Source organism: Micromonospora sp. IBHARD003 (assembly GCF_056106285.1).
In genome coordinates this window covers 4,976,614-4,999,860 of sequence record NZ_JBWBBX010000001.1, presented here as the reverse complement: position 1 = coordinate 4,999,860, position 23,247 = coordinate 4,976,614, and the positions used below count along the sequence as shown (strand labels likewise).

Genomic DNA, 23,247 nt, shown 5'->3' with positions numbered 1-23,247 from the left:
CCGTCCGCCCCCGTCCTGACGAGCAGCCACCCGACACCCCCTGGCACCGGGGCAACCCCGCACTGGGAAAATCCGTCTAGTGCTGTGACCGGATGGTGTGCGGGAGCCGCGAGTTCCCGGGCACGCCCTTCGGGTCGCAGCAGTGCGGAGGCGGACTTCGACCGGTCCGGCCGTCCGTGCCTGGGGAGTGAGACCACAGTACGCAGACGGGGGCCAGGCCTGCCCGCTGCGGGGGAAGCGGACGGAGCACGGCCAAGTGAACGACAGCGCTGCGCGAAGAACGCCCACAACACAAGCCCCCGCCCGCATATTCGACGACGGCGAGGGGGGACCCGGTCAGGGCGACGCCCGCACCGCGGGCAGCCTCCACCGCCGTCCTCGCCGACGCTCGGTCGTCGCCGCACTCACCGCGCTCGCCGGCACCACCGCGCTCTCCGCCTGCTCCGTACCGGCACCGCGCCGCCCGACCCCCACCGCGGATCCCGCACCCGGTATGCCGATCGCCATGACGCGCCGCGCACAGGTGATGCAGATCCTGGCCCACCCGGACGACGACCTGTACTTCATGAACCCGGACACCCAGCGGATGGTGGATTCGGGGGTGCCCCTGGTCTGCGTCTACGTCACCGCGGGTGAGCACGACGGCAAGAACCACATACCCGGGAAGCCGAAGGTCCCCGCCGACCAGCCCGCCTACTCCTCCGCCCGCCACCAGGGCCTGCGGCAGGCGTACGCCACCCTCCTCGGCCTCGACAAGTTCGCCGGCTGGCGGCGCGGGGTGGCCACGCTCCGCGGGGACCGCCGCGCCGAGATCAACACGCTCACCCACGGCAACCGCCGGGTCGAGCTGATCTTCCTCAATCTCCCGATGCACACGTCCCGGCGGTGGCAGGCCCTCACCAGCCTCTGGAACGACCGGGCGCTGAACCTGCACTCGGTGATCGCTGCGGACTCACCGCTGCGCAGGGCCGTGTCGTACGACTACGACGGGCTGATCGACGTACTCGTCGGGCTCATGGAGCGGTACCGCCCCACCGTGGTCCACACCCTGGACCCGGACCCGGACATCCAGCACAGCGACGAAGCCACCCGCAAGAAGGACAGCGAGCAGCGCGGCTACTCGGACCATCCCGACCACACGGCCGTCGCCTCCTTCAGCTGGGCGGCGATGCTGCGCTGGGTCGCCGAGGCGACGAAGGACGGCGGCGAGGTGCCCGGCTTCGTCGCCACCGCCTTCCGCGGCTACTACAACCGCCACTGGCCGAAGAACCTCCCGCCGCAGCTCCTCCACAAGAAGGCCGCCCTGCTCGTCCCGTACGGCGGCGACCCGGGCTGGGACTGTGGCAATCCCTCGGGTTGCGGCGACTACAACGTCGGCGGCAAGCGTCCGTTGACCAACGCGAAGGGCTGGGTCCGCTCGACCCACCACCGCTTCCCGGACACCGGACCGGTCGTCGTCACCGAGGGGGACGGACGGCTGGCCGCCTACGGCGTGCTCGGACTGCGGGCCGTACGCTGGCGCGAGACGGGACCCGGCAGCGGGCAGTGGGGCGCCCCCCAGGACCTGGGCGGAGGGCCCCTCGCGCCGACACTCGGTTCCACGGCCCTCCCGGACGGCCGCCGGCTGCTGTTCGCCCTGCGCTTCGCCGCCCTCGGCGGACACGGCGGCACCAACCGGCGTGAGGTGGTGCTGCTCGAACAGCGTTCCGCCGACGGTGAGTTCCTCGCCTGGAAGGGACTCGGCAATCCGGAGCGGCGCGACGACCGCGGCCGCCGGATCGGTGTTCCCGTGCCGGTGACGTCCCCCGACGGACGGGTCCATCTCTTCGTGCGCAACGCCGACAAGGGCATCAGCATGCGGGTCCGGTCGACGGACGGAAGCTGGGACCGCTGGCGCGACCTCGGCGGCGCCGAGGTCCAGGACGGTCTGTCCGCGGTCCTGGACGGCGCCGGCCGGATCCACGTCTTCGCCGCGGGGCGTGACACCGTGCACCACTGGGCACAGGACGTCCTCGGTGAGGAGATCACCTTCAAGCCGGACCAGGGCAGCGGGCTCCCCGCGCCAGGCGGTCCGCTCACCGCACTGGCGACGGACGACGGCGGGGTCGAGGTCTACTACCGCAAGCAGGCGTCGGCGGCCCTGATCGCCGCGCGTTCGGGCGGCTCCCCCGCCCGAACGCGGACCGAACGTCTCAACGGCTACGGCACGATCGGCGCGGCCGGATCGCCGAACGGCACGGTGCTGCTCGGGCAGGACCTGCGCGGCATGATCCAACTGCAGCACGGCGGAAAGCTTCTGACCCGCCCCCAGGGCGCACTGCCGCTCGGGCCCGCAACCCTCCATCTGGGCCGGTCCGGCGCCACGGCGATCGGCATGGGTCCGGACGCCCACCCGTGGCTGTGGTACGCGGAGGGCGGCACGCCAGGCTGATCCCCCGGTCCGGTGACACGGTCCCGGTGAAGGACACGCCCGCGCGCCCCGTACACACGAAGAGGCCCCGCACCTTCCGGTGCGGGGCCTCTTGCTGGTGCTCGTAAGGAGCAACCAGGTCAGATCATCAGGCCGTCAAGGAACTTACTTGACGATCTTGGTGACCTGGCCGGCGCCGACGGTCCGGCCACCCTCACGGATGGCGAACTTCAGGCCCTCCTCCATGGCGACCGGCTGGATCAGCGAGACCGACATGGTGGTGTTGTCGCCCGGCATGACCATCTCGGTGCCCTCGGGGAGGGTCACGACGCCGGTCACGTCCGTGGTACGGAAGTAGAACTGCGGGCGGTAGTTGTTGAAGAACGGCGTGTGACGGCCACCCTCGTCCTTGGACAGGATGTACGCCTGCGCCTCGAACTCGGTGTGCGGGGTGACCGAGCCCGGCTTGATGATGACCTGGCCGCGCTCGACGTCCTCGCGCTTGATGCCGCGGAGCAGCAGACCGACGTTCTCACCGGCCTGGCCCTCGTCGAGCAGCTTGCGGAACATCTCGATACCGGTGACCGTGGTGGTGGTCTTCTCGGTCTTGATGCCGATGATGTCGACGGTCTCGTTGACCTTGAGCTGACCACGCTCGATACGACCGGTGACGACGGTGCCACGACCGGTGATCGTGAAGACGTCCTCGATCGGCATCAGGAACGGCTTGTCGATGTCACGCTCGGGCTGCGGGATCGACTCGTCGACGGCCTTCATCAGGCCGAGGAGCTTCTCGCCCCACTCCTTGTCGCCCTCGAGCGCCTTCAGCGCCGAGACGCGCACGACCGGCAGGTCGTCGCCCGGGAACTCGTACTCGGAGAGCAGCTCACGGACCTCGAGCTCGACGAGCTCCAGGATCTCCTCGTCGTCCACCATGTCGGCCTTGTTCAGGGCGACGACGATGTACGGAACGCCGACCTGGCGGGCCAGGAGCACGTGCTCCTTGGTCTGCGGCATCGGGCCGTCGGTGGCGGCGACCACGAGGATGGCGCCGTCCATCTGGGCAGCACCGGTGATCATGTTCTTGATGTAGTCCGCGTGACCGGGGCAGTCGACGTGGGCGTAGTGACGCGACTCGGTCTGGTACTCGACGTGCGCGATGGAGATGGTGATACCGCGCTGGCGCTCCTCAGGAGCCTTGTCGATCTGGTCGAAGGCCGAGGCCTCGTTCAGGTCCGGGTACGCGTCGTGCAGCACCTTGGTAATGGCGGCCGTGAGGGTCGTCTTACCGTGGTCAATGTGACCGATGGTGCCGATGTTGACGTGCGGCTTAGTCCGCTCGAACTTCGCCTTCGCCACTGGGGTCCTCCTGTGGAGTGGTTCTGTACGCCTTACTCATCGGCGCCAGGTGATCTTTGCTGGTATTGCCGTCCGCCGGGGCGAACCTCGCGGGTTCACGGGAAACGCCCCGACGGTCACGGCGTCAAGCCTACGGCGTGAACTCGGGTGAGTTACTCGCCCTTGGCCTTCGCGATGATCTCCTCGGCGACGTTCCGCGGAACCTCGGCGTAGGAGTCGAACTGCATCGAGTAGCTTGCGCGACCCGAGGTCTTGCTGCGGAGGTCGCCGACGTAGCCGAACATCTCCGACAGCGGCACCAGGCCCTTGACGACACGGGCACCGGCACGCTCCTCCATGGCCTGAATCTGGCCACGGCGGGAGTTGATGTCACCGATGACGTCGCCCATGTAGTCCTCGGGCGAGGTGACCTCAACGGCCATCATCGGCTCGAGGAGAACCGGGGACGCCTTGCGCGCGGCCTCCTTGAAGGCCTGCGAGCCGGCGATCTTGAAGGCGAGCTCGGAGGAGTCGACCTCGTGGTAGGCACCGTCGAGAAGCGTGACGCGGACGCCCGTCATCTCGTAGCCGGCGAGGATGCCGAAGGACATCGCCTCCTGGCAGCCCGCGTCCACGGAAGGAATGTATTCCTTCGGGATGCGGCCACCGGTGACCTTGTTCACGAACTCGTAAGCGGCGTCGCCGCCCTCGATCGGCTCGACCGCGATCTGCACCTTGGCGAACTGACCGGTACCACCGGTCTGCTTCTTGTGGGTGTAGTCCACGCGCTCGACCGCCTTGCGGATGGTCTCACGGTACGCGACCTGCGGCTTGCCGACGTTGGCCTCGACCTTGAACTCACGCTTCATGCGGTCGACGAGCACCTCGAGGTGAAGCTCGCCCATACCGCCGATGACGGTCTGGCCGGTCTCCTCGTTGGTGTGCACCTGGAAGGAGGGGTCCTCCTCCGCGAGACGCTGGATGGCGACACCCAGCTTCTCCTGGTCACCCTTGGACTTGGGCTCGATCGCGACCTCGATGACCGGCGCCGGGAAGTCCATGGACTCCAGGATGACCGGGTTCTTCTCGTCCGCGAGCGTCTCACCGGTGGTGGTCTGCTTCAGGCCCATGACGGCGACGATGTCGCCTGCGCCCACCGACTCGATCTCCTCACGCTTGTTGGCGTGCATACGGTAGATCTTGCCGATGCGCTCCTTGCGGCCCTTCACGGAGTTCAGCACCGCGGTGCCGGACTCCAGACGGCCGGAGTAGATGCGCACGAAGGTGAGCTTGCCGAGGTGCGGGTCGCTCATGATCTTGAACGCCAGCGCCGACAGCGGCTCGTCGTCGGACGGCTTGCGCTTGACGACGAGGTCCGCGTCCTTGACGTCGTGGCCCTCGATCGCCTCGATGTCCACGGGGGACGGGAGGTAGCGCACGACCGCGTCGAGCAGGGGCTGGACGCCCTTGTTCTTGAACGCGGTGCCACAGAACACCGGGGTGACCGTGATGTCCTTGGACTTGCCGGACGCGATGGTGATACGACGGATCGCGGCGTACAGCTGCTCCTCGGAGGGCTCCTGGCCCTCGAGGTACAGCTCCATGACCTCTTCGTCGTTCTCGGCGACGGCCTCGAGCAGCTTGCCGCGCCACTCGTCGGCGGCCTCGGTGTGCGTGGCCGGGATGTCGACGACGTCGTACATCTCGCCCTTGGCCGCCTCGGCGGACCAGACCAGGGCCTTCATACGAACGAGGTCGATGACGCCCTTGAAGTCCGCCTCGGCACCGATCGGGAGCTGCATGACGATCGGCGTCGCACCGAGGCGGTCGCTGATCATGTCCACGCAGCGGTGGAACTCGGCACCCGTGCGGTCCAGCTTGTTGACGAAACAGATACGCGGAACGCCGTAGCGGTCCGCCTGACGCCACACGGTCTCGGACTGCGGCTCAACACCGGCGACGCCGTCGAACACCGTCACCGCACCGTCGAGCACGCGGAGCGAACGCTCCACCTCGACCGTGAAGTCGACGTGGCCCGGGGTGTCGATGATGTTGATGGTGTGGTCAACGTCTTCCAGCGGCCAGTGGCAGGTCGTCGCGGCAGACGTGATCGTGATGCCGCGCTCCTGCTCCTGCTCCATCCAGTCCATCGTGGCAGCGCCGTCGTGGACTTCACCGATCTTGTAGGAAACACCGGTGTAGAACAGGATCCGCTCGGTGGTGGTCGTCTTGCCCGCGTCGATGTGGGCCATGATCCCGATGTTGCGGACCTTGGCCAGGTCAAGCGAAGTGGTAGCCATAAGGCTTCAGTCTTCTCTCGGTCTCGATGTGGGTGCGACTACCAGCGGTAGTGCGCGAAGGCCTTGTTGGACTCGGCCATCTTGTGCGTGTCCTCGCGCTTCTTGACCGATGCGCCGAGGCCGTTCGAGGCGTCCAGCAGCTCGTTCATGAGGCGCTCGGTCATGGTCTTCTCGCGGCGGGCGCGGGAGTAACCCACGACCCAGCGCAGCGCGAGGGTGGAGGCACGACCGGGCTTGACCTCGATCGGAACCTGGTAGGTGGCGCCACCGACACGGCGGGACTTGACCTCGAGAGACGGCTTGACGTTCTCGAGGGCGCGCTTCAGCGTGATGACCGGGTCGGCGCCGGTCTTCTCGCGGAGGCCTTCCATGGCGCCGTAGACGATGCGCTCAGCGGTGGAACGCTTGCCGTTGAGCAGGATCTTGTTGATCAGCGAGGTCACCAGAGGAGAACCGTAAACCGGGTCGATGATGACCGGGCGCTTCGGGGCGGGGCCCTTACGAGGCATTCTTACTTCTCCTTCTTGGCGCCGTAGCGGCTGCGGGCCTGCTTGCGGTTCTTGACGCCCTGGGTGTCCAGGGAACCGCGGATGATCTTGTAGCGAACACCCGGCAGGTCCTTCACACGGCCACCACGCACGAGCACGATGGAGTGCTCCTGCAGGTTGTGTCCCTCACCCGGAATGTAGGCCGTGACCTCGATGCCCGAGGTCAGACGCACACGCGCGACCTTACGGAGGGCCGAGTTCGGCTTCTTCGGGGTGGTCGTGAACACACGCGTGCAGACGCCCCGACGCTGAGGGGAACCCTCGAGTGCGGGCGTCTTGTTCTTCTCGACCTTGTCCTGCCGGCCCTTGCGGACCAGCTGCTGGATCGTAGGCACTACTTCTCCGGTTTCTGTGTGCCGTGTAGTAAAGCTAACCTGGAACGTCGCCGACCCACGCGGTCGGGTGTGTCGAACCCTGCAGACTCCCGCACACGGCGGGAAAAGCTCGGATTACGGTGGCCGGTCGTGGCTCGCTGTGCGGTTGAGGACACGCACATGAGCCCAGGCACACCCCAGGCACAAGGTCTGAGCGTACCTACCGCACCGAGTTCGGTCAAAACAAATGGAGTCCGCCGCGACACTCCGGACAAGTTCCTCGCACACATCCCCCGGACCGGGCAAAAGTCCTGCGTTCGGCGGATTCGGCTGACGCCTCTTCACTAATTTGGTGCAGGCATCTATCCCGGCTGACGGGAGACGGGCGGCGGCTGTGTACGACGGGGTGGGCAGGTTGAACGGGCTCGTGGCGGACGGCGGGCTCGACGACCGGGTGCCTTTTCTGGCCAGGCTGGAGCGGGACGAACGTACCGCCCTGCTGGAACTGGGGACGGTCCTGCACTTCGTCCCGCGCAGTCCGCTGCTCCACCAGGCCGAGCCCTCAGCCCATGTGCTGCTGATCCTCGACGGCTGGGTGAAGGTCATCGCGAGCGCGGCGAACGGCTACGAGGCCCTGCTCGCCCTGCGCGGCCCCGGCGACATCGTGGGCGAGTCGTCCGCGCTCACCGGGCGGCCCCGGTCCGCCACCGTCAGCGCGCTGGAGAACGTCCGGGCCGTCGCCGTGGAGCACGACCGCTTCCAGGGCTACCTGGCCCGCTACCCCCGGGCGTCCTTACAGCTGCTCGCTCTGACCACCGACCGGATGCGGGCCGCCGACCGGCGCCGGCTCGAGTTCGCCTCGATGAGCGTGCGGGAACGGTTCGCGGTGCTGCTGCTGGACCTGGCGCGGATGCACGGGCGGCGTACGGACGAGGGCATCGAGCTGACCGTGCCGCTCAGCAAGCAGGAGCTCGCCGGGTCGGTGGGGGCCTCCCGGGAGATGGTGCAGCGGCTGCTGAAGGAGCTGCGGGACCGGGCCGCGGTCGCCACGGGCCGCAGGACGCTGGTGATCCTGCGGCCCGACGTCCTGCGGCGCATGGCGGGGGCGGAGCTGCCGCGCGCGGAGCGCTGACGGTCCCGCCCGGCACACCGGGCGCCCCTGTGACCACGCCGTGTACGGCCGTCGCAACGGACTCCGTGCCCCACTCTCTGTGCACACGGTCACACTTCGAGTGCGTCATACGACCTCACGGGCCAGGGGCGTGCGGCACCAGGCTGCTGCACACCCGGCAGACGCACCGAGAGGCAGCCATGACCGATCCCGTGAGCCGCACCATCCTGCTGTTCGACATCGAGCGGTACAGCGACCGCGACGACATCGAGCAGACGTATCTGCGGCGCATGCTGTACGACATCGCCGACCGCACCCTGACGGCCGCGGGCATCGACGAGACCCGGCGCCGCCGCGCCGACCGCGGCGACTCGGTCATGGAGCTCATCGACGCCAACGCGTCCGTGGCCGCGCTGCTGCGCGCCCTGCTCTCGGAGACCCCGGTCCAGCTGCGCGGAGTCAACCGCATGGCGTCGAGCAGCGCCCAGATCCGGCTGCGCGCGGTCCTCGCGACCGGGTACGTGGCGGTGGACGAGCAGGGCGGCTGGGTCGGCTCCGACCTCAACCAGGCCTGCCGTCTCCTCGACGCACAGGTGCTGCGGGACGCTCTGAAGCAGCGCGAGGGCGATGTCGTGCTGTGCGTGTCGGAGGGCGTCCACCAGGGCATCGTCCGGCACGGCCACCCGGGGATCGCCCCCGAGGACTTCCACCCCATCACGGTGGACAGCAAGAACGGCCCGATCGGGGCATGGCTGCACGGGTCCGTCCCGGCGGGGGCCGATCGGGGTGCGCCCGGCGGCACCACCGCGTCCGGCCGGACGCCGACGAGCTCGGGACCCGCGCCCACCCGCACCCCCACGAACCCCGAGCCGGCGCCTCGCGGTGAGACCCGCGACGCCACCCCCCGGGCCGGCGGGGTCGCGATCCACTTCCACGGCGGCAGCCCTTCCTTCGGCGGCAGCCTGGTCGCCGGGGACCAGCACGGTGTGAGCGGCGGCCAGGTCAGCGGCGACGTCGTGCTCGGCGGGACGGACGGTGAGCGGCCATGAGTCCGTACGAGCCCCAGCCCGACGCCGTGGCGGGCGTGCGGGAGGCACCGCCCACCGCCGAACCCCCCGAGGAGACCCCCGCGCCCGCGCCCGAGCAGGGCAGGGAAGGCGCCGGCGACGAGGAGGCGCCCGAGCAGGCGCAGGACGCCTGGAGCGCGCGACAGGAGCTGTACGACCACAGTCCCGGGATCATGCTCGGCGCCTCCGCCCGGTTCGGCGGCGGAATGGCCGGCGGCGACCAGCACGGCGTGAGCGGCGGCTCTGTCACCGGTGACGTGATCATGGGCAGCAAGACCGAGGTCTACCAGCTGGGGGTGCCCAGCGCGGCCCCCACCTCGGGGCTCATTCCGCAGGAGAGCCTGGAGCGCATCGCTTCGCTGTTCGTGCCCGGCGGGGATCCGGCCGCGTTCGACGAGCTGGTCGAGCGGCTCCGCACCGAGCGGGTGCTGGTCCTCTCCGGCCCCCACTTCACCGGCCGCCGCACGGCAGCCCTGATGCTGCTGCACCGCCTGGGCGCCGCGCCGGTACGGGCCCTCGACGGCGACACCACGCCGAACCAGCTGGTCCAGCAGCTCGACGGCCACGACGGCAGGCACGACCGGACCGGCCGGAGCGACCGAGCCGCCCGGAGCGCCCCGGCGGGCGACGGAGCCCGCGGCTATCTGCTCTGTGACTTCGCGCTGCGCCGCGAGCAGCCGCTGCGCGACCCGCATCTGCTCGCCCTGCGCGAGAAGCTCACGGAGCAGGACGCCCACCTCGTCATCACCGTCGACCCGGCGGCCGTGCTGGAGGACGTGCCCGTCGTGCACTGGCGGCCCCCGTCCGCACGCGAGGTCCTCGACACCCATCTGCGGAGCCATCCGGAAGCGGCCGGGCTGCTGGCGCTGCCCGCGGTCCAGGACTTCCTCGAGCGCAGCCACCAGCTGCGGGAAGCCGCTGCCTTCGCCCGGCTGCTCGCCCGGCACGCCGACGGACTGGCCACCGAGCGCGACATCGCGCACTTCTCGCTCGCGGCGCTGGAGAGCCAGGTCGAGGAATGGTTCGGCGACCCGGCGCTCCCGCTGCGCGACAAGGCGTTCCTGATCTCCCTCGCCGCGTTCAACGAGGCGCCTTACGCGCTGACCGCCGAGCTGAGCGATCTGCTCTACGCGCTGCTGCAGAAGACCGAGGACCCCTCGGCCCCTCCCCTGGTCCCCGTCTTCGGCAGTGCCGCCACCTGGCGGCTGCACCACGCACGCGCCGAACGGTACGAGGAGAGCGAGCCCACCGAATGGGGTCCGGTCGCCCAGCTCAAGGCCAGGTTCCTGGACAGCCGTGCGGCACTGGTGCTGCTGCGCGAGGTGTGGAACGGCCATCCTTCGGCCCGCCCCGCGCTCGTCGCCTGGCTGCGCGGCCTCGCCGACGACGGCCGCCCGCTGGTGCGCACCCGCGCCGCGGCCACCGCCGCCGTGCTCGCCGCCACCGATCTGCCGTCGGCCATGGCCCTGGTGATCGGCGGCTGGGCGACCTCGCGCCGCTTCCGCCACCGGCTGGTCGCCGTCAACGCCCTCGCACTCGCCCACTTCCTCGGCACCCCCAACATCCCCCGCATCCTGCACAACTGGTGCGAGGGAGAGGACCGCAGGGAACGCTGGACCGCCATCCGCGCCTACGCCCTGATCGGCCCCGCCGGTCCGGAGGAGGCCCTGAAGGCTTTGCGTTCGGCCGCACGCACCCACTTCGAGGCGGGTGACGGCCGCGGGGGCGATGCGGCGGGGCTCGCCGAAGAAGTCACCGAACTCGCCTCATCGGCGGCCCTGCTGCTGCTCTCCCCCGTCGGCGGTCAGGTACTGGACCGGATGCTGAACTGGCTGCAGGACGAGGCCGCCGTGCAGGACCTGGCCCTGCGCGCGTTCGTGTACGCCTGCGCGCGCACCCCGGACGGCGAGCCGGGGCAGGGCCGCCCGCCGCTCCTCGACTGGTACGCGGCCGCGACCGCCGCGGGCAGCGCGGACGCCTGGGCGATCGCCGAGCTGTGGACCGCCGCGCTCCGCGACCGTTTGCACACCACCGCGGCCCTGAACGCCCTGCGTTCCTGGGTGGTCATCGCCGACCGGGACGCCACGGCCGAACAGATCCTCGGCGCGCTGCTGCCCGCGCTCATCGGCAAGGACACCGACCGGCAGCGGCTCGCCCATCTGCTGCGCACCATCCCCGGCGACCACCCGGACCGCACCCCGCCGCCCGCGGCCCGCCGTCTGCTGGCCGTCGTCGAATCCCGCTGATCCACCGGCAACAGCCCGGAGTCCGGCGCCCGGAGCCCGCAACCCGGCTTCCTGAGTCCGGCATCCGGCCGTACACGCGAACAACACCAAGGAGAACCCCCATGGCCGACTTCCGCCGCCCGCCCGAGTGGCACCAGAACGCGGATCGCCATACCCAGCTGACCGACCCCGTACTGACGGTGCGCCAGCTTTCCCGCTTCGAGTACGCCACCCGCAAGCCGTCCACCCGGATCGATCACGCTCTCGTCTTCGTCACGGCCAAGGGGACGTACGACAGCTATCTCCCTCCGCACCGGCCCAGCCGCACCGATGTGGCGGGCAAGCGCTACACCGCCGTCTACGAGGTGGACATGGGTATCCACCCGGTGCAGGCAGAGCTGGCGCTGCCCAGTGACAACGACGCGTTCGAGTTCGGTGCCGCGGTCGAGCTGTCCTGGCAGGTCGTGGACCCCGCGGCGTTCGTCGCCAGCGGCCACCGGCACGTACCCGACCTGGTGCTCGGCGAACTCCAGCAGGCGGCCCGTCCGGTCACCCGGGGCTTCGGCATCGCCGAGAGCGCCCAGGCGGAACGGGCGCTGCTGCAGGCGGTAAGGGACTTCGGCCCGCTCGGCAAAACCGCGGGACTCCAGGTGACCTGGACCGCACGACTGCGCAGGGACGAGGAGAACATCGCCCACGAGAGGCGCAAGCAGGCCATCGACCACCAGAGCACCGAGCAGGTCCTCGTCGCCCAGCGGGGCATGGACATCGATCTGGAGGTGGACCGGCGCACCCGGCAGCAGGACCTGCTCCAGTCGGGGCGGGCGCTCGACTACCAGCAGCAACAGCACGAACTGGTGATGCAGCAGCAGGCGATGCAGCACCAGCAGGCGTTGCTGGCCGGGCGCCAGCAGCTGGAACTGCAGGCGATCGAGGCGCAGAAGGTCGAGTTCTACGCGTACCACCTCCAGCACGGCGGGGTACGGGCCTGGGCGCTGCATCTCGCCCAGCACCCCGAGGACTCCGCCATGGTGATGCGGTCGCTGCGCGAGGACCAGCTCCGGCTGATCGAGCAGCAGCGTGAGCTGGTCGGCCAACTGCTGGGCGGCAACCACGCGGAGGCGTTCCAGCTCGACGAGCCCAAGAAGCTCGCGCTCGACGCCGTCAACCAGATCCTGGCGCAGCGGCTGCCCGGTGTCGCCGACACCGTACCGACACCCATGCCTCCCCAGCACCAGCTGCCGCAGATGCCGGTGGAAGGGGGGACAGCCCCGGCGGATACCCCGCCGGGCCCGGCCGATGCGACGCGTCCGGCACCGCCTGTTCCCGGGGAACCGGTCGGCTGGCAGCCGGCTGCCGCCTGGGGACCGGGGGCTGCGCCGCACCAGCCCGCAGTCCCGGCGCCCGGGGTCCCCGGACCGTACGGAGCCCAGGGCTCGCCCATGCCCCCGCCTGCGGCACCCCCGGGACCGCCCGACCAGCAGCCGTACAGCGCCTTCCCGGCCTGGCAGCCGCCGCAGGGGACGGCGTCGGCGCCACCGCCCATGCCTCCTGCACCCGCGGCGTCCATGGCCTACGGGTTCCCGGCGCCGCCACCGGTCGCGGCTCCCGAGAGCGCGCCCGTGGCCCCGACCGCCGGGGCCGAACCCACGGCTGTCGTGCCGACGGATGTCGTGCCCACCACCGGGCCCGGGCCCTCGGACGCTCTCGACCGCGTCGAGGGGCGCGAGCCGTGACAGAGGGACAGCCCGGCAGAGAGTCGGTGACCACCGCGGCCCGGCTGCTCGACGAGGTGCGCGGGGAGATCGCGCGGGCGGACAGCAAGGCGGCCGTGCTCGCCGGAGCGCTGGGCATGACCGTCGGAGCACTCAGCGGCCTGCTCACCGCACGCCGCTGGCGGCCCGCCGACCTGGACGGCATGGCCACGGCCCTGTGGTGGACGGGGGCGTGCTGCATGGCCCTGGCGCTGCTCTCCCTGCTCATGGCCGTGCTGCCGAGGTACCGGTCGAGCCGCTGGTCACCAGGGCGGCCCCTCATGTACTTCGGCGACATCGAACGCGCCGCCGCCCAGGGCCGGCTCGTCCAGGCCCTGGCCGACACGGCCGTCGACGAGTGCTCCGCGCTCGCCGCCTCGCTCGCCGAGACCAGCCGCATCGTCGCCGACAAGCACCGGTGGATACGCATCGGCCTGGCGGCCTTCTTCCTCAGCGCCCTGCTGCTCCCGGGCGCGGTGCTATCCGGCTGAGGCCCTCCGGCCGAGCGACGGCGGCAGCACCGCGGAACACAGCCGCGGCCGCGCCGGGACGACCCCACACCACTTCCAAGGAGCGTGCGATGACCCAGCAGTCCCAGGATCCGCAGTACCCCGCGGGCTCTTCTCCCGCGTATCCCGAACCTTCGTATCCCCAGGCCGCCGGCCCCACCCACCCGGGCACCGGACCCACGTACCCGCAGGCCGAGCCGACGTATCCAGGACCCGAACCCACATACCCCCAGGCCGAACCGACCTACCCCGGCGCCGCCGCCCCCACGTATCCCGCGCCCGAACCCACGTACCCCCAAGCCGAACCGACCTACCCAGGACCCGAACCCACATACCCCCAGGCCGAACCCACATACCCCCAAGCCGAACCGACCTACCCCGGCGCCGCCGCCCCCACGTATCCCGCGCCCGGACCCACCTACCCCCAGGGTCCCCCGCCCCACCCGCAGTCCGGGCAGCCCGGCCACGCCGAGGCCCCGCCGCCGCCCGCCTATCCCACGCCGCCCTACCCAACGCCCGGCCACCCCCCGCCCACCTCCGAGCCCGCCGCACCCGTGCCTCCTGGGCGCCACCCCGACGAGATGGACTTCGAGCAGCGCCGGGTCCACCTCGCCCGCACCCAGCGAAGGGCTGACTCCACCGCCATAAGCCGGCTGCTCATCCAGCTGCCGGCGTTCCTCGCCAGCCTCAGCGTGGTCGCCGGAGTGTCGGCCGTGTTCGCCGGCTCACTGGCATGGCTGCCCGTCGTCGCCTGGATCGCGAGCGGTGTGCTGATCTTCCACCGGCCCACCGAGGACTTCCTGGCCCGCCGGCTGCTGAAGCTGCGCCGACCGCTGCCCGCCGAGCTGGCCCGGCTGCAGCCCGTCTGGGCGGAGGTGACCGCCCGCGCCGGGGTCGACGGAAGCGCCTACGAGCTGTGGATCGAGGAGAACGACGACGTCAACGCCTACGCCGCCGCGGGTCATATCGTCGGCGTCACGACGTACTCACTGAACCATCTGCCGGGCGGCCAGCTCGCCGCCGCACTCGCGCATGAACTCGGCCATCACACCGGCGGTCACGCCTGGGCTTCGCTGCTGGGGCAGTGGTACGCCCTGCCCGCCCGGCTGACATGGGCCGCGATCCGCGGCGTCGCCCGCTTCGCCCTGATCGTCGCGCGGGCGATCTCGTTGCCCGCGACCGGGTTCCTGCTGCTGACCTTCGGCGTCTGCCTGCTGGCGTTCGTGGCGTCCGCGTGGATGATCGTGGTGCCCATGCTGCTCGCGCCGTATCTGCTGGCCATGGTCAGCCGTAAGGCCGAACTACGCGCCGACCAGCACGCCGCGGCGCTCGGCTTCGCCCCGCAGCTCGCCGGGATCCTCCAGGCCATGCACGTACGCCAGGTCCAGACCGAGGCCCAGGCCGCGCAGTTCGCGGCGGCGGCAGGACAGAAGCCTCCCCGCCCCGGCCGGCTGGCGAAGGCGCTTCGCACGCACCCGGACTACCCGGAGCGGCTGCAGCGGCTCCAGCCGTATCTGGAGGACCACGGCAGGCGCTGAGCTCGCCGCGATCGTGGGTCCGACCGGCGCGGGGGGCTGGTCGGGCCCGACCCGCCGCACCGACGCCTCCCGGGGCAAGGCCCCGGCCCGGGCGCCGGGCGGCACACAGAAGGGCGGCCACCCCGTAGTGCACGGGGTGGCCGCCCTTCTCAAGCTGCTCGCTTACTGGTTGTACGGACCGTAGTCGTAGTCCTCCAGCGGAACGGCCTGGCCGGAGCCGGTGCCGAACGGCGAGTAGTCGATGTCGTCGTAGCCGACGGCCGAGTACATCGCGGCCTTGGCCTCCTCGGTCGGCTCGACCCGGATGTTGCGGTAGCGGGACAGGCCCGTACCGGCCGGGATGAGCTTACCGATGATGACGTTCTCCTTGAGGCCGATCAGGGAGTCCGACTTGGCGTTGATCGCCGCGTCGGTGAGGACCCTGGTCGTCTCCTGGAAGGACGCCGCCGACAGCCACGACTCGGTGGCGAGCGAGGCCTTGGTGATACCCATCAGCTGCGGACGGCCGGAGGCGGGGTGACCGCCCTCGGTGACCACACGACGGTTCTCGGTCTCGAACTTCGAGCGCTCGACGAGCTCGCCCGGCAGCAGCTCCGCGTCGCCGGACTCGATGATCGTCACACGGCGCAGCATCTGCCGGATGATGATCTCGATGTGCTTGTCGTGGATCGACACGCCCTGCGAGTTGTAGACCTTCTGGACCTCGCCGACCAGGTGGACCTGGACGGCCCGCTGGCCGAGGATGCGCAGCACGTCGTGCGGGTTGGTGGCACCCACGGTGAGCTTCTGGCCCACCTCGACGTGGTCGCCCTCGCCCACCAGCAGACGGGCACGCTTCGAGATCGGGAACGCCGTCTCGTCGCTGCCGTCGTCCGGGGTGACGACGAGCTTCTTGGTCTTCTCGGTCTCCTCGATCCGCACCCGGCCGGAGGCCTCGGAGATCGGGGCGACACCCTTCGGGGTACGGGCCTCGAAGAGCTCGACGACACGCGGCAGACCCTGGGTGATGTCGTCACCGGCCACACCACCGGTGTGGAAGGTACGCATCGTCAGCTGGGTACCGGGCTCACCGATGGACTGGGCGGCGATGATGCCGACCGCCTCACCGATGTCGACCAGCTTGCCGGTGGCCAGCGAACGGCCGTAGCAGTACGCACACGTGCCGACCGCGGACTCACAGGTCAGGACCGAGCGGGTCTTGACCTCCTCGACGCTCGCGCCCACCAGCGCGTCGATCAGCACGTCACCGAGGTCGACGTTCGCCGGCGCGATGACCTTGCCGTCCACGACGACGTCCTCGGCGAGCATCCGCGCGTACACGGACGTCTCGACGTCCTCCGCCTTGCGCAGGACGCCGTCGGCGCCGCGCTCGGCGATCCGCAGCTTCAGACCGCGTTCGGTGCCGCAGTCCTCCTCGCGGATGATGACGTCCTGCGAGACGTCGACCAGACGACGGGTCAGGTAACCCGAGTCGGCCGTACGCAGGGCGGTGTCGGCGAGACCCTTTCGGGCACCGTGCGTGGAGATGAAGTACTCCAGCACGGACAGGCCCTCGCGGAAGGACGCCTTGATCGGACGCGGGATGGTCTCGTTCTTGGCGTTCGACACCAGACCACGCATACCGGCGATCTGACGCATCTGCATCATGTTTCCGCGAGCACCCGAGTTGACCATCATGAAGATGGGGTTGGTCTTCGGGAAGTTCGCGTTCATCGCCTCGGCGACCTCGTTGGTCGCCTTGGTCCAGATGGTGATGAGCTCCTGCGTGCGCTCCTGCTTGGTGATCAGACCGCGCTCGTACTGCTTCTGGACCTTCTCGTCCTGCGCCTCGTAGCCCGCGACGATCTCCTTCTTCGCCTCGGGAACGACGACGTCGGAGATGGCGACGGTGACACCGGAACGGGTCGCCCAGTAGAAGCCGGCCGCCTTCAGGTTGTCGAGCGTCGCCGCCACGATGACCTTCGGGTAGCGCTCGGCGAGGTCGTTGACGATCTCGGAGAGCTGCTTCTTGCCGACCGAGTAGTCCACGAACGGGTAGTCCTCGGGCAGCAGCTCGTTGAAGAGCGCACGGCCCAGGGTGGTCTTCAGCCGGAAGCTGTCGCCCTGCTGCCAGGCACCGACGACGGAGTCGTCGCCCTCCTCGTCGATCGGCGGGGTCCAGCCACGCGGCGGGACGGTGCCGATCGGGAAGCGGATGTCGACCTTCGCCTGGAGCGAGAGCTCCCGGGCGTCGAAGGCCATGATCGCCTCGGCGGTGGAGTTGAACGCACGGCCCTCGCCGCGCACCTCGCGCTCCTCCTCGTCCGTGGTGAGGAAGAAGAGGCCCAGCACCATGTCCTGGGTCGGCATGGTCACCGGACGGCCGTCGGCCGGCTTGAGGATGTTGTTCGAGGACAGCATCAGGATGCGGGCCTCGGCCTGCGCCTCCGCGGACAGCGGCAGGTGCACGGCCATCTGGTCACCGTCGAAGTCCGCGTTGAACGCGGTACAGACGAGCGGGTGGATCTGGATGGCCTTGCCCTCGACCAGCTGCGGCTCGAAGGCCTGGATGCCGAGGCGGTGCAGCGTGGGCGCACGGTTCAGCAGCACCGGGTGCTCGGCGATGACCTCTTCGAGGACGTCGTACACCACGGTGCGGCCACGCTCGACCATGCGCTTGGCCGACTTGATGTTCTGCGCGTGGTTCAGGTCGACCAGGCGCTTCATCACGAACGGCTTGAAGAGCTCCAGCGCCATGGCCTTGGGCAGACCGCACTGGTGCAGCTTCAGCTGCGGGCCGACGACGATGACGGAACGCGCCGAGTAGTCGACTCGCTTACCGAGCAGGTTCTGACGGAAGCGGCCCTGCTTGCCCTTCAGCATGTCGCTGAGGGACTTCAGCGGGCGGTTACCGGGTCCGGTGACCGGGCGGCCACGGCGGCCGTTGTCGAACAGCGCGTCGACGGCCTCCTGGAGCATCCGCTTCTCGTTGTTCACGATGATCTCGGGAGCACCGAGGTCGAGCAGACGCTTCAGACGGTTGTTCCGGTTGATGACGCGGCGGTACAGGTCGTTCAGGTCGGAGGTCGCGAAGCGGCCACCGTCCAGCTGCACCATCGGACGCAGGTCCGGCGGGATCACCGGGACGCAGTCCAGCACCATGCCCTTGGGGCTGTTGCTGGTCTGCAGGAAGGCGGAGACGACCTTGAGGCGCTTGAGCGCACGGGTCTTCTTCTGGCCCTTGCCGGTACGGATGATCTCGCGGAGGCGCTCGGCCTCCTCCTCCAGGTCGAAGGACTCCAGGCGCTTCTGCAGCGCCGCGGCACCCATCGAGCCGTCGAAGTACGTGCCGAAGCGGTCACGCAGCTCGCGGTAGAGCAGCTCGTCACCCTCGAGGTCCTGGACCTTGAGGTTCTTGAAGCGGCTCCACACCTCGTCGAGACGGTCGATCTCGCGCTGCGAACGGTCGCGCAGCTGCTTCATCTCACGCTCGGCACCCTCGCGCACCTTGCGGCGCACATCGGCCTTGGCACCCTCGGCCTCGAGCTCGGCCAGGTCGCCCTCGAGCTTCTTGGCGCGGGCCTCCAGGTCGGCGTCGCGGCGGTTCTCGATCTGCTGGCGCTCGACGGAGACATGGGCCTCCAGCGAGGGCAGGTCGCGCGTGCGGCGCTCGTCGTCGACGTACGTGATCATGTACGCCGCGAAGTAGATGACCTTCTCCAGGTCCTTCGGGGCGAGGTCGAGCAGGTAGCCCAGCCGCGACGGAACGCCCTTGAAGTACCAGATGTGGGTGACGGGAGCGGCCAGCTCGATGTGGCCCATCCGCTCGCGGCGCACCTTGGCGCGGGTGACCTCGACGCCACACCGCTCACAGATGATGCCCTTGAAGCGGACGCGCTTGTACTTGCCGCAGTAGCACTCCCAGTCCCGGGTAGGACCGAAGATCTTCTCGCAGAAGAGTCCGTCCTTTTCGGGCTTGAGCGTGCGGTAGTTGATGGTCTCGGGCTTCTTGACCTCGCCGTGGGACCACTGACGGATGTCGTCAGCGGTGGCCAGGCCGATCCGCAGCTCGTCGAAGAAGTTGACGTCGAGCACTATGCGTCAATCCCTCTCAGGGTCGTGTCTCAATCATGGTCTGTACGGGGTCCCGGGGCCCGCCACCCCTGGTGAGGGGTGGCGGGAGACCCGTCAGACCTCTTCGACGCTGCTCGGCTCGCGCCGGGACAGGTCGATGCCGAGCTCTTCCGCAGCGCGGAAGACGTCCTCGTCGGTGTCGCGCATCTCGATGGACATGCCGTCCGAGGACAGCACCTCCACGTTGAGGCACAGGGACTGCATCTCCTTGATGAGCACCTTGAAGGACTCGGGGATGCCGGGCTCGGGAATGTTCTCGCCCTTGACGATGGCCTCGTAGACCTTCACGCGGCCGGTGACGTCGTCGGACTTGATGGTCAGCAGTTCCTGGAGGGCGTATGCGGCGCCGTATGCCTCGAGCGCCCACACCTCCATCTCACCGAAGCGCTGGCCACCGAACTGAGCCTTACCACCCAGCGGCTGCTGGGTGATCATCGAGTACGGACCGGTCGAACGGGCGTGCAGCTTGTCGTCGACCAGGTGGTGCAGCTTGAGGATGTACATGTACCCGACCGAGATCGGGTCCGGGAACGGCTCGCCGGAGCGGCCGTCGAACAGGCGCGCCTTGCCGGTCGGGAGCACCATGCGCTCGCCGTCGCGGTTCGGGATGGTGTGCTGGAGCAGACCCGCGAGCTCGTCCTCGCGCGCACCGTCGAAGACCGGGGTCGCGACGTTGGTGCCCGGGGCGACCTGGTCGGCGCCGATGGTCTGCAGACGCTGGGCCCACTCGTCCGCGAGGCCGGAGACGTCCCAGCCGCGGCTGGCGAGCCAGCCGAGGTGGATCTCCAGGACCTGTCCCGGGTTCATTCGGGACGGGACACCGAGCGGGTTGAGGATGATGTCGACCGGGGTGCCGTCCTCCAGGAACGGCATGTCCTCGATCGGGAGGATCTTGGAGATGACGCCCTTGTTGCCGTGACGGCCGGCGAGCTTGTCACCGTCGGTGATCTTGCGCTTCTGCGCGACGTAGACGCGCACCAGCTGGTTCACACCGGGGGGAAGCTCGTCGCCCTCCTCGCGGTCGAAGACGCGGACGCCGATGACCTTGCCGGTCTCGCCGTGCGGCACCTTCAGCGAGGTGTCACGGACCTCACGGGCCTTCTCACCGAAGATCGCGCGGAGCAGGCGCTCCTCCGGGGTCAGCTCGGTCTCACCCTTCGGGGTGACCTTGCCGACCAGGATGTCGCCGGCGACGACCTCGGCACCGATCCGGATGATGCCGCGCTCGTCCAGGTCCGCGAGGACCTCCTCGGAGACGTTCGGGATGTCCCGGGTGATCTCCTCGGGGCCGAGCTTGGTGTCACGGGCGTCGACCTCGTGCTCCTCGATGTGGATCGAGGAGAGGACGTCGTCCTGGACGAGGCGCTGCGACAGGATGATCGCGTCCTCGTAGTTGTGGCCCTCCCACGGCATGAACGCGACGAGCAGGTTCTTGCCGAGCGCCATCTCGCCGTCCTCGGTGGCCGGACCGTCGGCGAGCACCTGGCCCGCGACGACCCGGTCGCCCTCGGAGACGACGACCTTCTGGTTGACCGAGGTGCCCTGGTTGGAGCGGGCGAACTTGGCCAGGCGGTACGTGATGTACGTGCCGTCGTCGTTGGCGGCGGTGATGTAGTCCGCGGAGAGCTCCTGGATCACACCGTCCTTCTCGGCCTTGACGACGTCGCCGGCGTCGGTGGCACAGCGGTACTCCATGCCGGTGCCGACGAGCGGGGCCTCCGCCTTGATGAGCGGAACGGCCTGGCGCATCATGTTCGCGCCCATGAGGGCACGGTTGGCGTCGTCGTGCTCGAGGAAGGGGATCATGGCGGTCGCGACCGACACCATCTGGCGCGGCGAGACGTCCATGTAGTCCACGTCCGCGGGCGAGACGTAGTCGACCTCGCCGCCACGGCGGCGCACCAGGACACGGGCCTCGGAGAAGCGCAGGTCGTCGTTGAGCGCGGCGTTGGCCTGCGCGATGACGAAGCGGTCCTCCTCGTCGGCGGTCAGGTAGTCCACCTCGTCGGTGACCTGGCCGTCGACGACCTTGCGGTACGGGGTCTCGACGAAGCCGAACGCGTTGACGCGGCCGTACGAGGCGAGCGAACCGATCAGACCGATGTTCGGGCCTTCGGGGGTCTCGATCGGGCACATGCGTCCGTAGTGGGACGGGTGCACGTCACGGACCTCGAAGCCGGCCCGCTCACGGGACAGACCACCGGGGCCCAGCGCCGACAGACGGCGCTTGTGGGTCAGGCCCGACAGCGGGTTGTTCTGGTCCATGAACTGGGACAGCTGGCTGGTGCCGAAGAACTCCTTGATGGAGGCGACGACCGGCCGGATGTTGATCAGGGTCTGCGGCGTGATCGCCTCGACGTCCTGGGTCGTCATGCGCTCGCGCACGACGCGCTCCATACGAGCCAGACCCGTGCGGACCTGGTTCTGGATGAGCTCGCCGACGTTGCGCAGACGGCGGTTGCCGAAGTGGTCGATGTCGTCCGTCTCGACGACGATCTGCGTGCCGTTCTCACCGGCCGTCTCGGCCTCACCGGCGTGCAGCTTCACCAGGTACTTGATGGTGGCGATGACGTCACGGTCGGTGAGTACGCCGGCGTCCAGCGGCTCGTCGGCACCCAGCTTCTTGTTGACCTTGTAGCGGCCGACCTTGGCGAGGTCGTAGCGCTTCGGGTTGAAGTACAGGTTCTCGAGCAGCGTCTGCGCGGCCTCACGCGTCGGGGGCTCGCCCGGGCGCAGCTTGCGGTAGATGTCGAGCAGCGCGTCGTCCTGGCCCTGGGTGTGGTCCTTCTCCAGGGTGGCGCGCATGGACTCGTACTCGCCGAACTCCTCGAGGATCTGCTCGGTGGTCCAGCCGAGCGCCTTCAGGAGGACGGTGACGGACTGCTTGCGCTTGCGGTCGATACGGACACCGACCATGTCGCGCTTGTCGATCTCCATCTCCAGCCAGGCACCCCGGGACGGGATGATCTTGGCGGAGAAGATGTCCTTGTCGGACGTCTTGTCGATGGAGGAGTCGAAGTAGACACCCGGCGAGCGGACCAGCTGCGACACCACGACACGCTCGGTGCCGTTGATGACGAAGGTGCCCTTGTTGGTCATGAGCGGGAAGTCGCCCATGAAGACCGTCTGGGACTTGATCTCGCCGGTCTCGTTGTTGGTGAACTCGGCCGTGACGAAGAGCGGCGCGGCATACGTGAAGTCGCGCTCCTTGCACTCGTCGATCGAGTTCTTCGGGGGCTCGAAGCGGTGGTCGCGGAAAGTCAGCGACATCGACCCGGAGAAGTCCTCGATCGGCGAGATCTCCTCGAAGATCTCCTCCAGACCGGACTTGGTGGGGACGTCCTGTCCGGACTCCAGAGCCGCCTCGACACGAGCCTTCCAGGCCGCGTTGCCGAGCAGCCAGTCAAAGCTCTCGGTCTGCAGCGCAAGAAGGTTCGGAACCTCGAGGGGCTCCTTGATCTTTGCAAAGGAGATGCGCAGCGGGGCGGTGCTGGCGCCGTTGTTCGTATTCGCGATCGAGGCGTTGCGCGAGGCGGCCAAGAGGGGGTCCTTCCGAGGGCTCGGACTCACTACGCGCGTACCGGTCCCAAGCCGGGCACAGGACCAGAAATCCCAGGTCAGGGGTATTCGGTCCACCGTGCTCTTGCGAGGGTATGCCCCTGGTGACGGGCAGGGGGCAGCTAACAGGCAGCGCAAAGGGTCAGTGTAGCCACTTGGCCCACTGATGTCCAGGGCGGGTTTTCCGAGACCCTCGTTGTTCTCAACTCCGCGGTATGCCGTGCGCTGGAGGCGCACACCGATCCTGCCCGTTCGGCCGTCGATCCATGCCTCGAACTTGGACCGTTGTGACGACGCGTCCTGAGAATTGCGCGCTGCGTGCGGTTCGTCAAGGCCCCCCACTTGGTGGAGATCGTCACCTGGCGCACGGCGAAGATCACCCTACTCTCCGCAGCCGACGGTGCAAGAGAACCACCCGGAGGCGTCAGGAACGCCGAAGAGCGACCACCCGGTTGGGTGATC

13 protein-coding genes are annotated in these 23,247 nt (G+C 69.2%); 7 read left to right on the top strand and 6 right to left on the bottom strand.

Features of this window, described 5'->3' with window-relative positions; all coding sequences use genetic code 11:
* The first annotated feature begins 256 nt into the window (after positions 1–256).
* Entirely contained in the window at positions 257–2,431 is a 2,175-nt protein-coding gene (locus tag ACTWOL_RS22255; protein ID WP_474298513.1) for a PIG-L family deacetylase, read from the top strand.
* A 144-nt stretch (positions 2,432–2,575) separates the two neighbouring features.
* On the opposite strand, the gene tuf is transcribed toward ACTWOL_RS22255, so the two are convergent.
* From tuf to rpsL, 4 genes are all read right to left on the bottom strand, one after another.
* Positions 2,576–3,769: an elongation factor Tu gene (gene tuf, locus ACTWOL_RS22250; protein WP_474298512.1), complete on the bottom strand. Its 1,194-nt coding sequence runs from the start codon at positions 3,767–3,769 to the stop codon at positions 2,576–2,578.
* Between the two features lie 152 nt (positions 3,770–3,921).
* Entirely contained in the window at positions 3,922–6,048 is a 2,127-nt protein-coding gene (fusA, locus tag ACTWOL_RS22245) for an elongation factor G (RefSeq protein ID WP_474298511.1), read from the bottom strand.
* 38 nt (positions 6,049–6,086) lie between these two features.
* Positions 6,087–6,557: a 30S ribosomal protein S7 gene (gene rpsG / locus ACTWOL_RS22240; RefSeq protein WP_006347241.1), complete on the bottom strand. Its 471-nt coding sequence runs from the start codon at positions 6,555–6,557 to the stop codon at positions 6,087–6,089.
* A gap of 2 nt (positions 6,558–6,559) precedes the next feature.
* Positions 6,560–6,931 (bottom strand): 30S ribosomal protein S12, encoded by a 372-nt coding sequence (rpsL, locus tag ACTWOL_RS22235; RefSeq protein WP_003948652.1) that lies wholly within the window; start codon positions 6,929–6,931, stop codon positions 6,560–6,562.
* 394 nt (positions 6,932–7,325) lie between these two features.
* Here rpsL and ACTWOL_RS22230 point away from each other — a divergent pair, with 394 nt between their 5' ends.
* From ACTWOL_RS22230 to ACTWOL_RS22205, 6 genes are all read left to right on the top strand, one after another.
* Positions 7,326–8,042 carry a Crp/Fnr family transcriptional regulator gene (locus ACTWOL_RS22230; protein WP_474298510.1) on the top strand — a complete coding sequence of 239 codons (717 nt, stop codon included), beginning with the start codon at positions 7,326–7,328 and terminating at the stop codon, positions 8,040–8,042.
* A gap of 179 nt (positions 8,043–8,221) precedes the next feature.
* Complete coding sequence (locus tag ACTWOL_RS22225) at positions 8,222–9,070, top strand: hypothetical protein (RefSeq protein WP_474298509.1); 849 nt, start codon at positions 8,222–8,224, stop codon at positions 9,068–9,070.
* A complete protein-coding gene (locus tag ACTWOL_RS22220; RefSeq protein WP_474298508.1) occupies positions 9,067–11,334 on the top strand; it encodes a hypothetical protein in 2,268 nt (755 codons plus the stop codon). The genes ACTWOL_RS22225 and ACTWOL_RS22220 overlap by 4 nt, the downstream gene beginning before the upstream one ends.
* A gap of 101 nt (positions 11,335–11,435) precedes the next feature.
* Entirely contained in the window at positions 11,436–13,049 is a 1,614-nt protein-coding gene (locus ACTWOL_RS22215; RefSeq protein WP_474298507.1) for a hypothetical protein, read from the top strand.
* Positions 13,046–13,558: a Pycsar system effector family protein gene (locus ACTWOL_RS22210; protein ID WP_474298506.1), complete on the top strand. Its 513-nt coding sequence runs from the start codon at positions 13,046–13,048 to the stop codon at positions 13,556–13,558. The genes ACTWOL_RS22215 and ACTWOL_RS22210 overlap by 4 nt, the downstream gene beginning before the upstream one ends.
* Before the next feature lie 89 nt (positions 13,559–13,647).
* Entirely contained in the window at positions 13,648–15,114 is a 1,467-nt protein-coding gene (locus ACTWOL_RS22205; protein WP_474298505.1) for a M48 family metalloprotease, read from the top strand.
* Positions 15,115–15,276: 162 nt separating this feature from the next.
* Here ACTWOL_RS22205 and ACTWOL_RS22200 read toward each other — a convergent pair whose 3' ends face one another.
* Together ACTWOL_RS22200 and rpoB are read right to left on the bottom strand one after the other, a co-directional pair.
* A complete protein-coding gene (locus ACTWOL_RS22200) occupies positions 15,277–19,188 on the bottom strand; it encodes a DNA-directed RNA polymerase subunit beta' (RefSeq protein ID WP_474298504.1) in 3,912 nt (1,303 codons plus the stop codon).
* A 93-nt stretch (positions 19,189–19,281) separates the two neighbouring features.
* Positions 19,282–22,767: a DNA-directed RNA polymerase subunit beta gene (gene rpoB, locus ACTWOL_RS22195; protein ID WP_474298503.1), complete on the bottom strand. Its 3,486-nt coding sequence runs from the start codon at positions 22,765–22,767 to the stop codon at positions 19,282–19,284.
* Positions 22,768–23,247: the final 480 nt, after the last annotated feature.

Excerpts from the sequence above, each read along its gene's own strand:
- fusA (WP_474298511.1), bottom strand. The coding sequence starts at position 6,048 with ATGGCTACCACTTCGCTTGACCTGGCCAAGGTCCGCAACATCGGGATC.
- rpsG (WP_006347241.1), bottom strand. The coding sequence starts at position 6,557 with ATGCCTCGTAAGGGCCCCGCCCCGAAGCGCCCGGTCATCATCGACCCG.
- ACTWOL_RS22225 (WP_474298509.1), top strand. The coding sequence starts at position 8,222 with ATGACCGATCCCGTGAGCCGCACCATCCTGCTGTTCGACATCGAGCGG.
- ACTWOL_RS22220 (WP_474298508.1), top strand. The coding sequence starts at position 9,067 with ATGAGTCCGTACGAGCCCCAGCCCGACGCCGTGGCGGGCGTGCGGGAG.
- ACTWOL_RS22215 (WP_474298507.1), top strand. The coding sequence starts at position 11,436 with ATGGCCGACTTCCGCCGCCCGCCCGAGTGGCACCAGAACGCGGATCGC.
- ACTWOL_RS22205 (WP_474298505.1), top strand. The coding sequence starts at position 13,648 with ATGACCCAGCAGTCCCAGGATCCGCAGTACCCCGCGGGCTCTTCTCCC.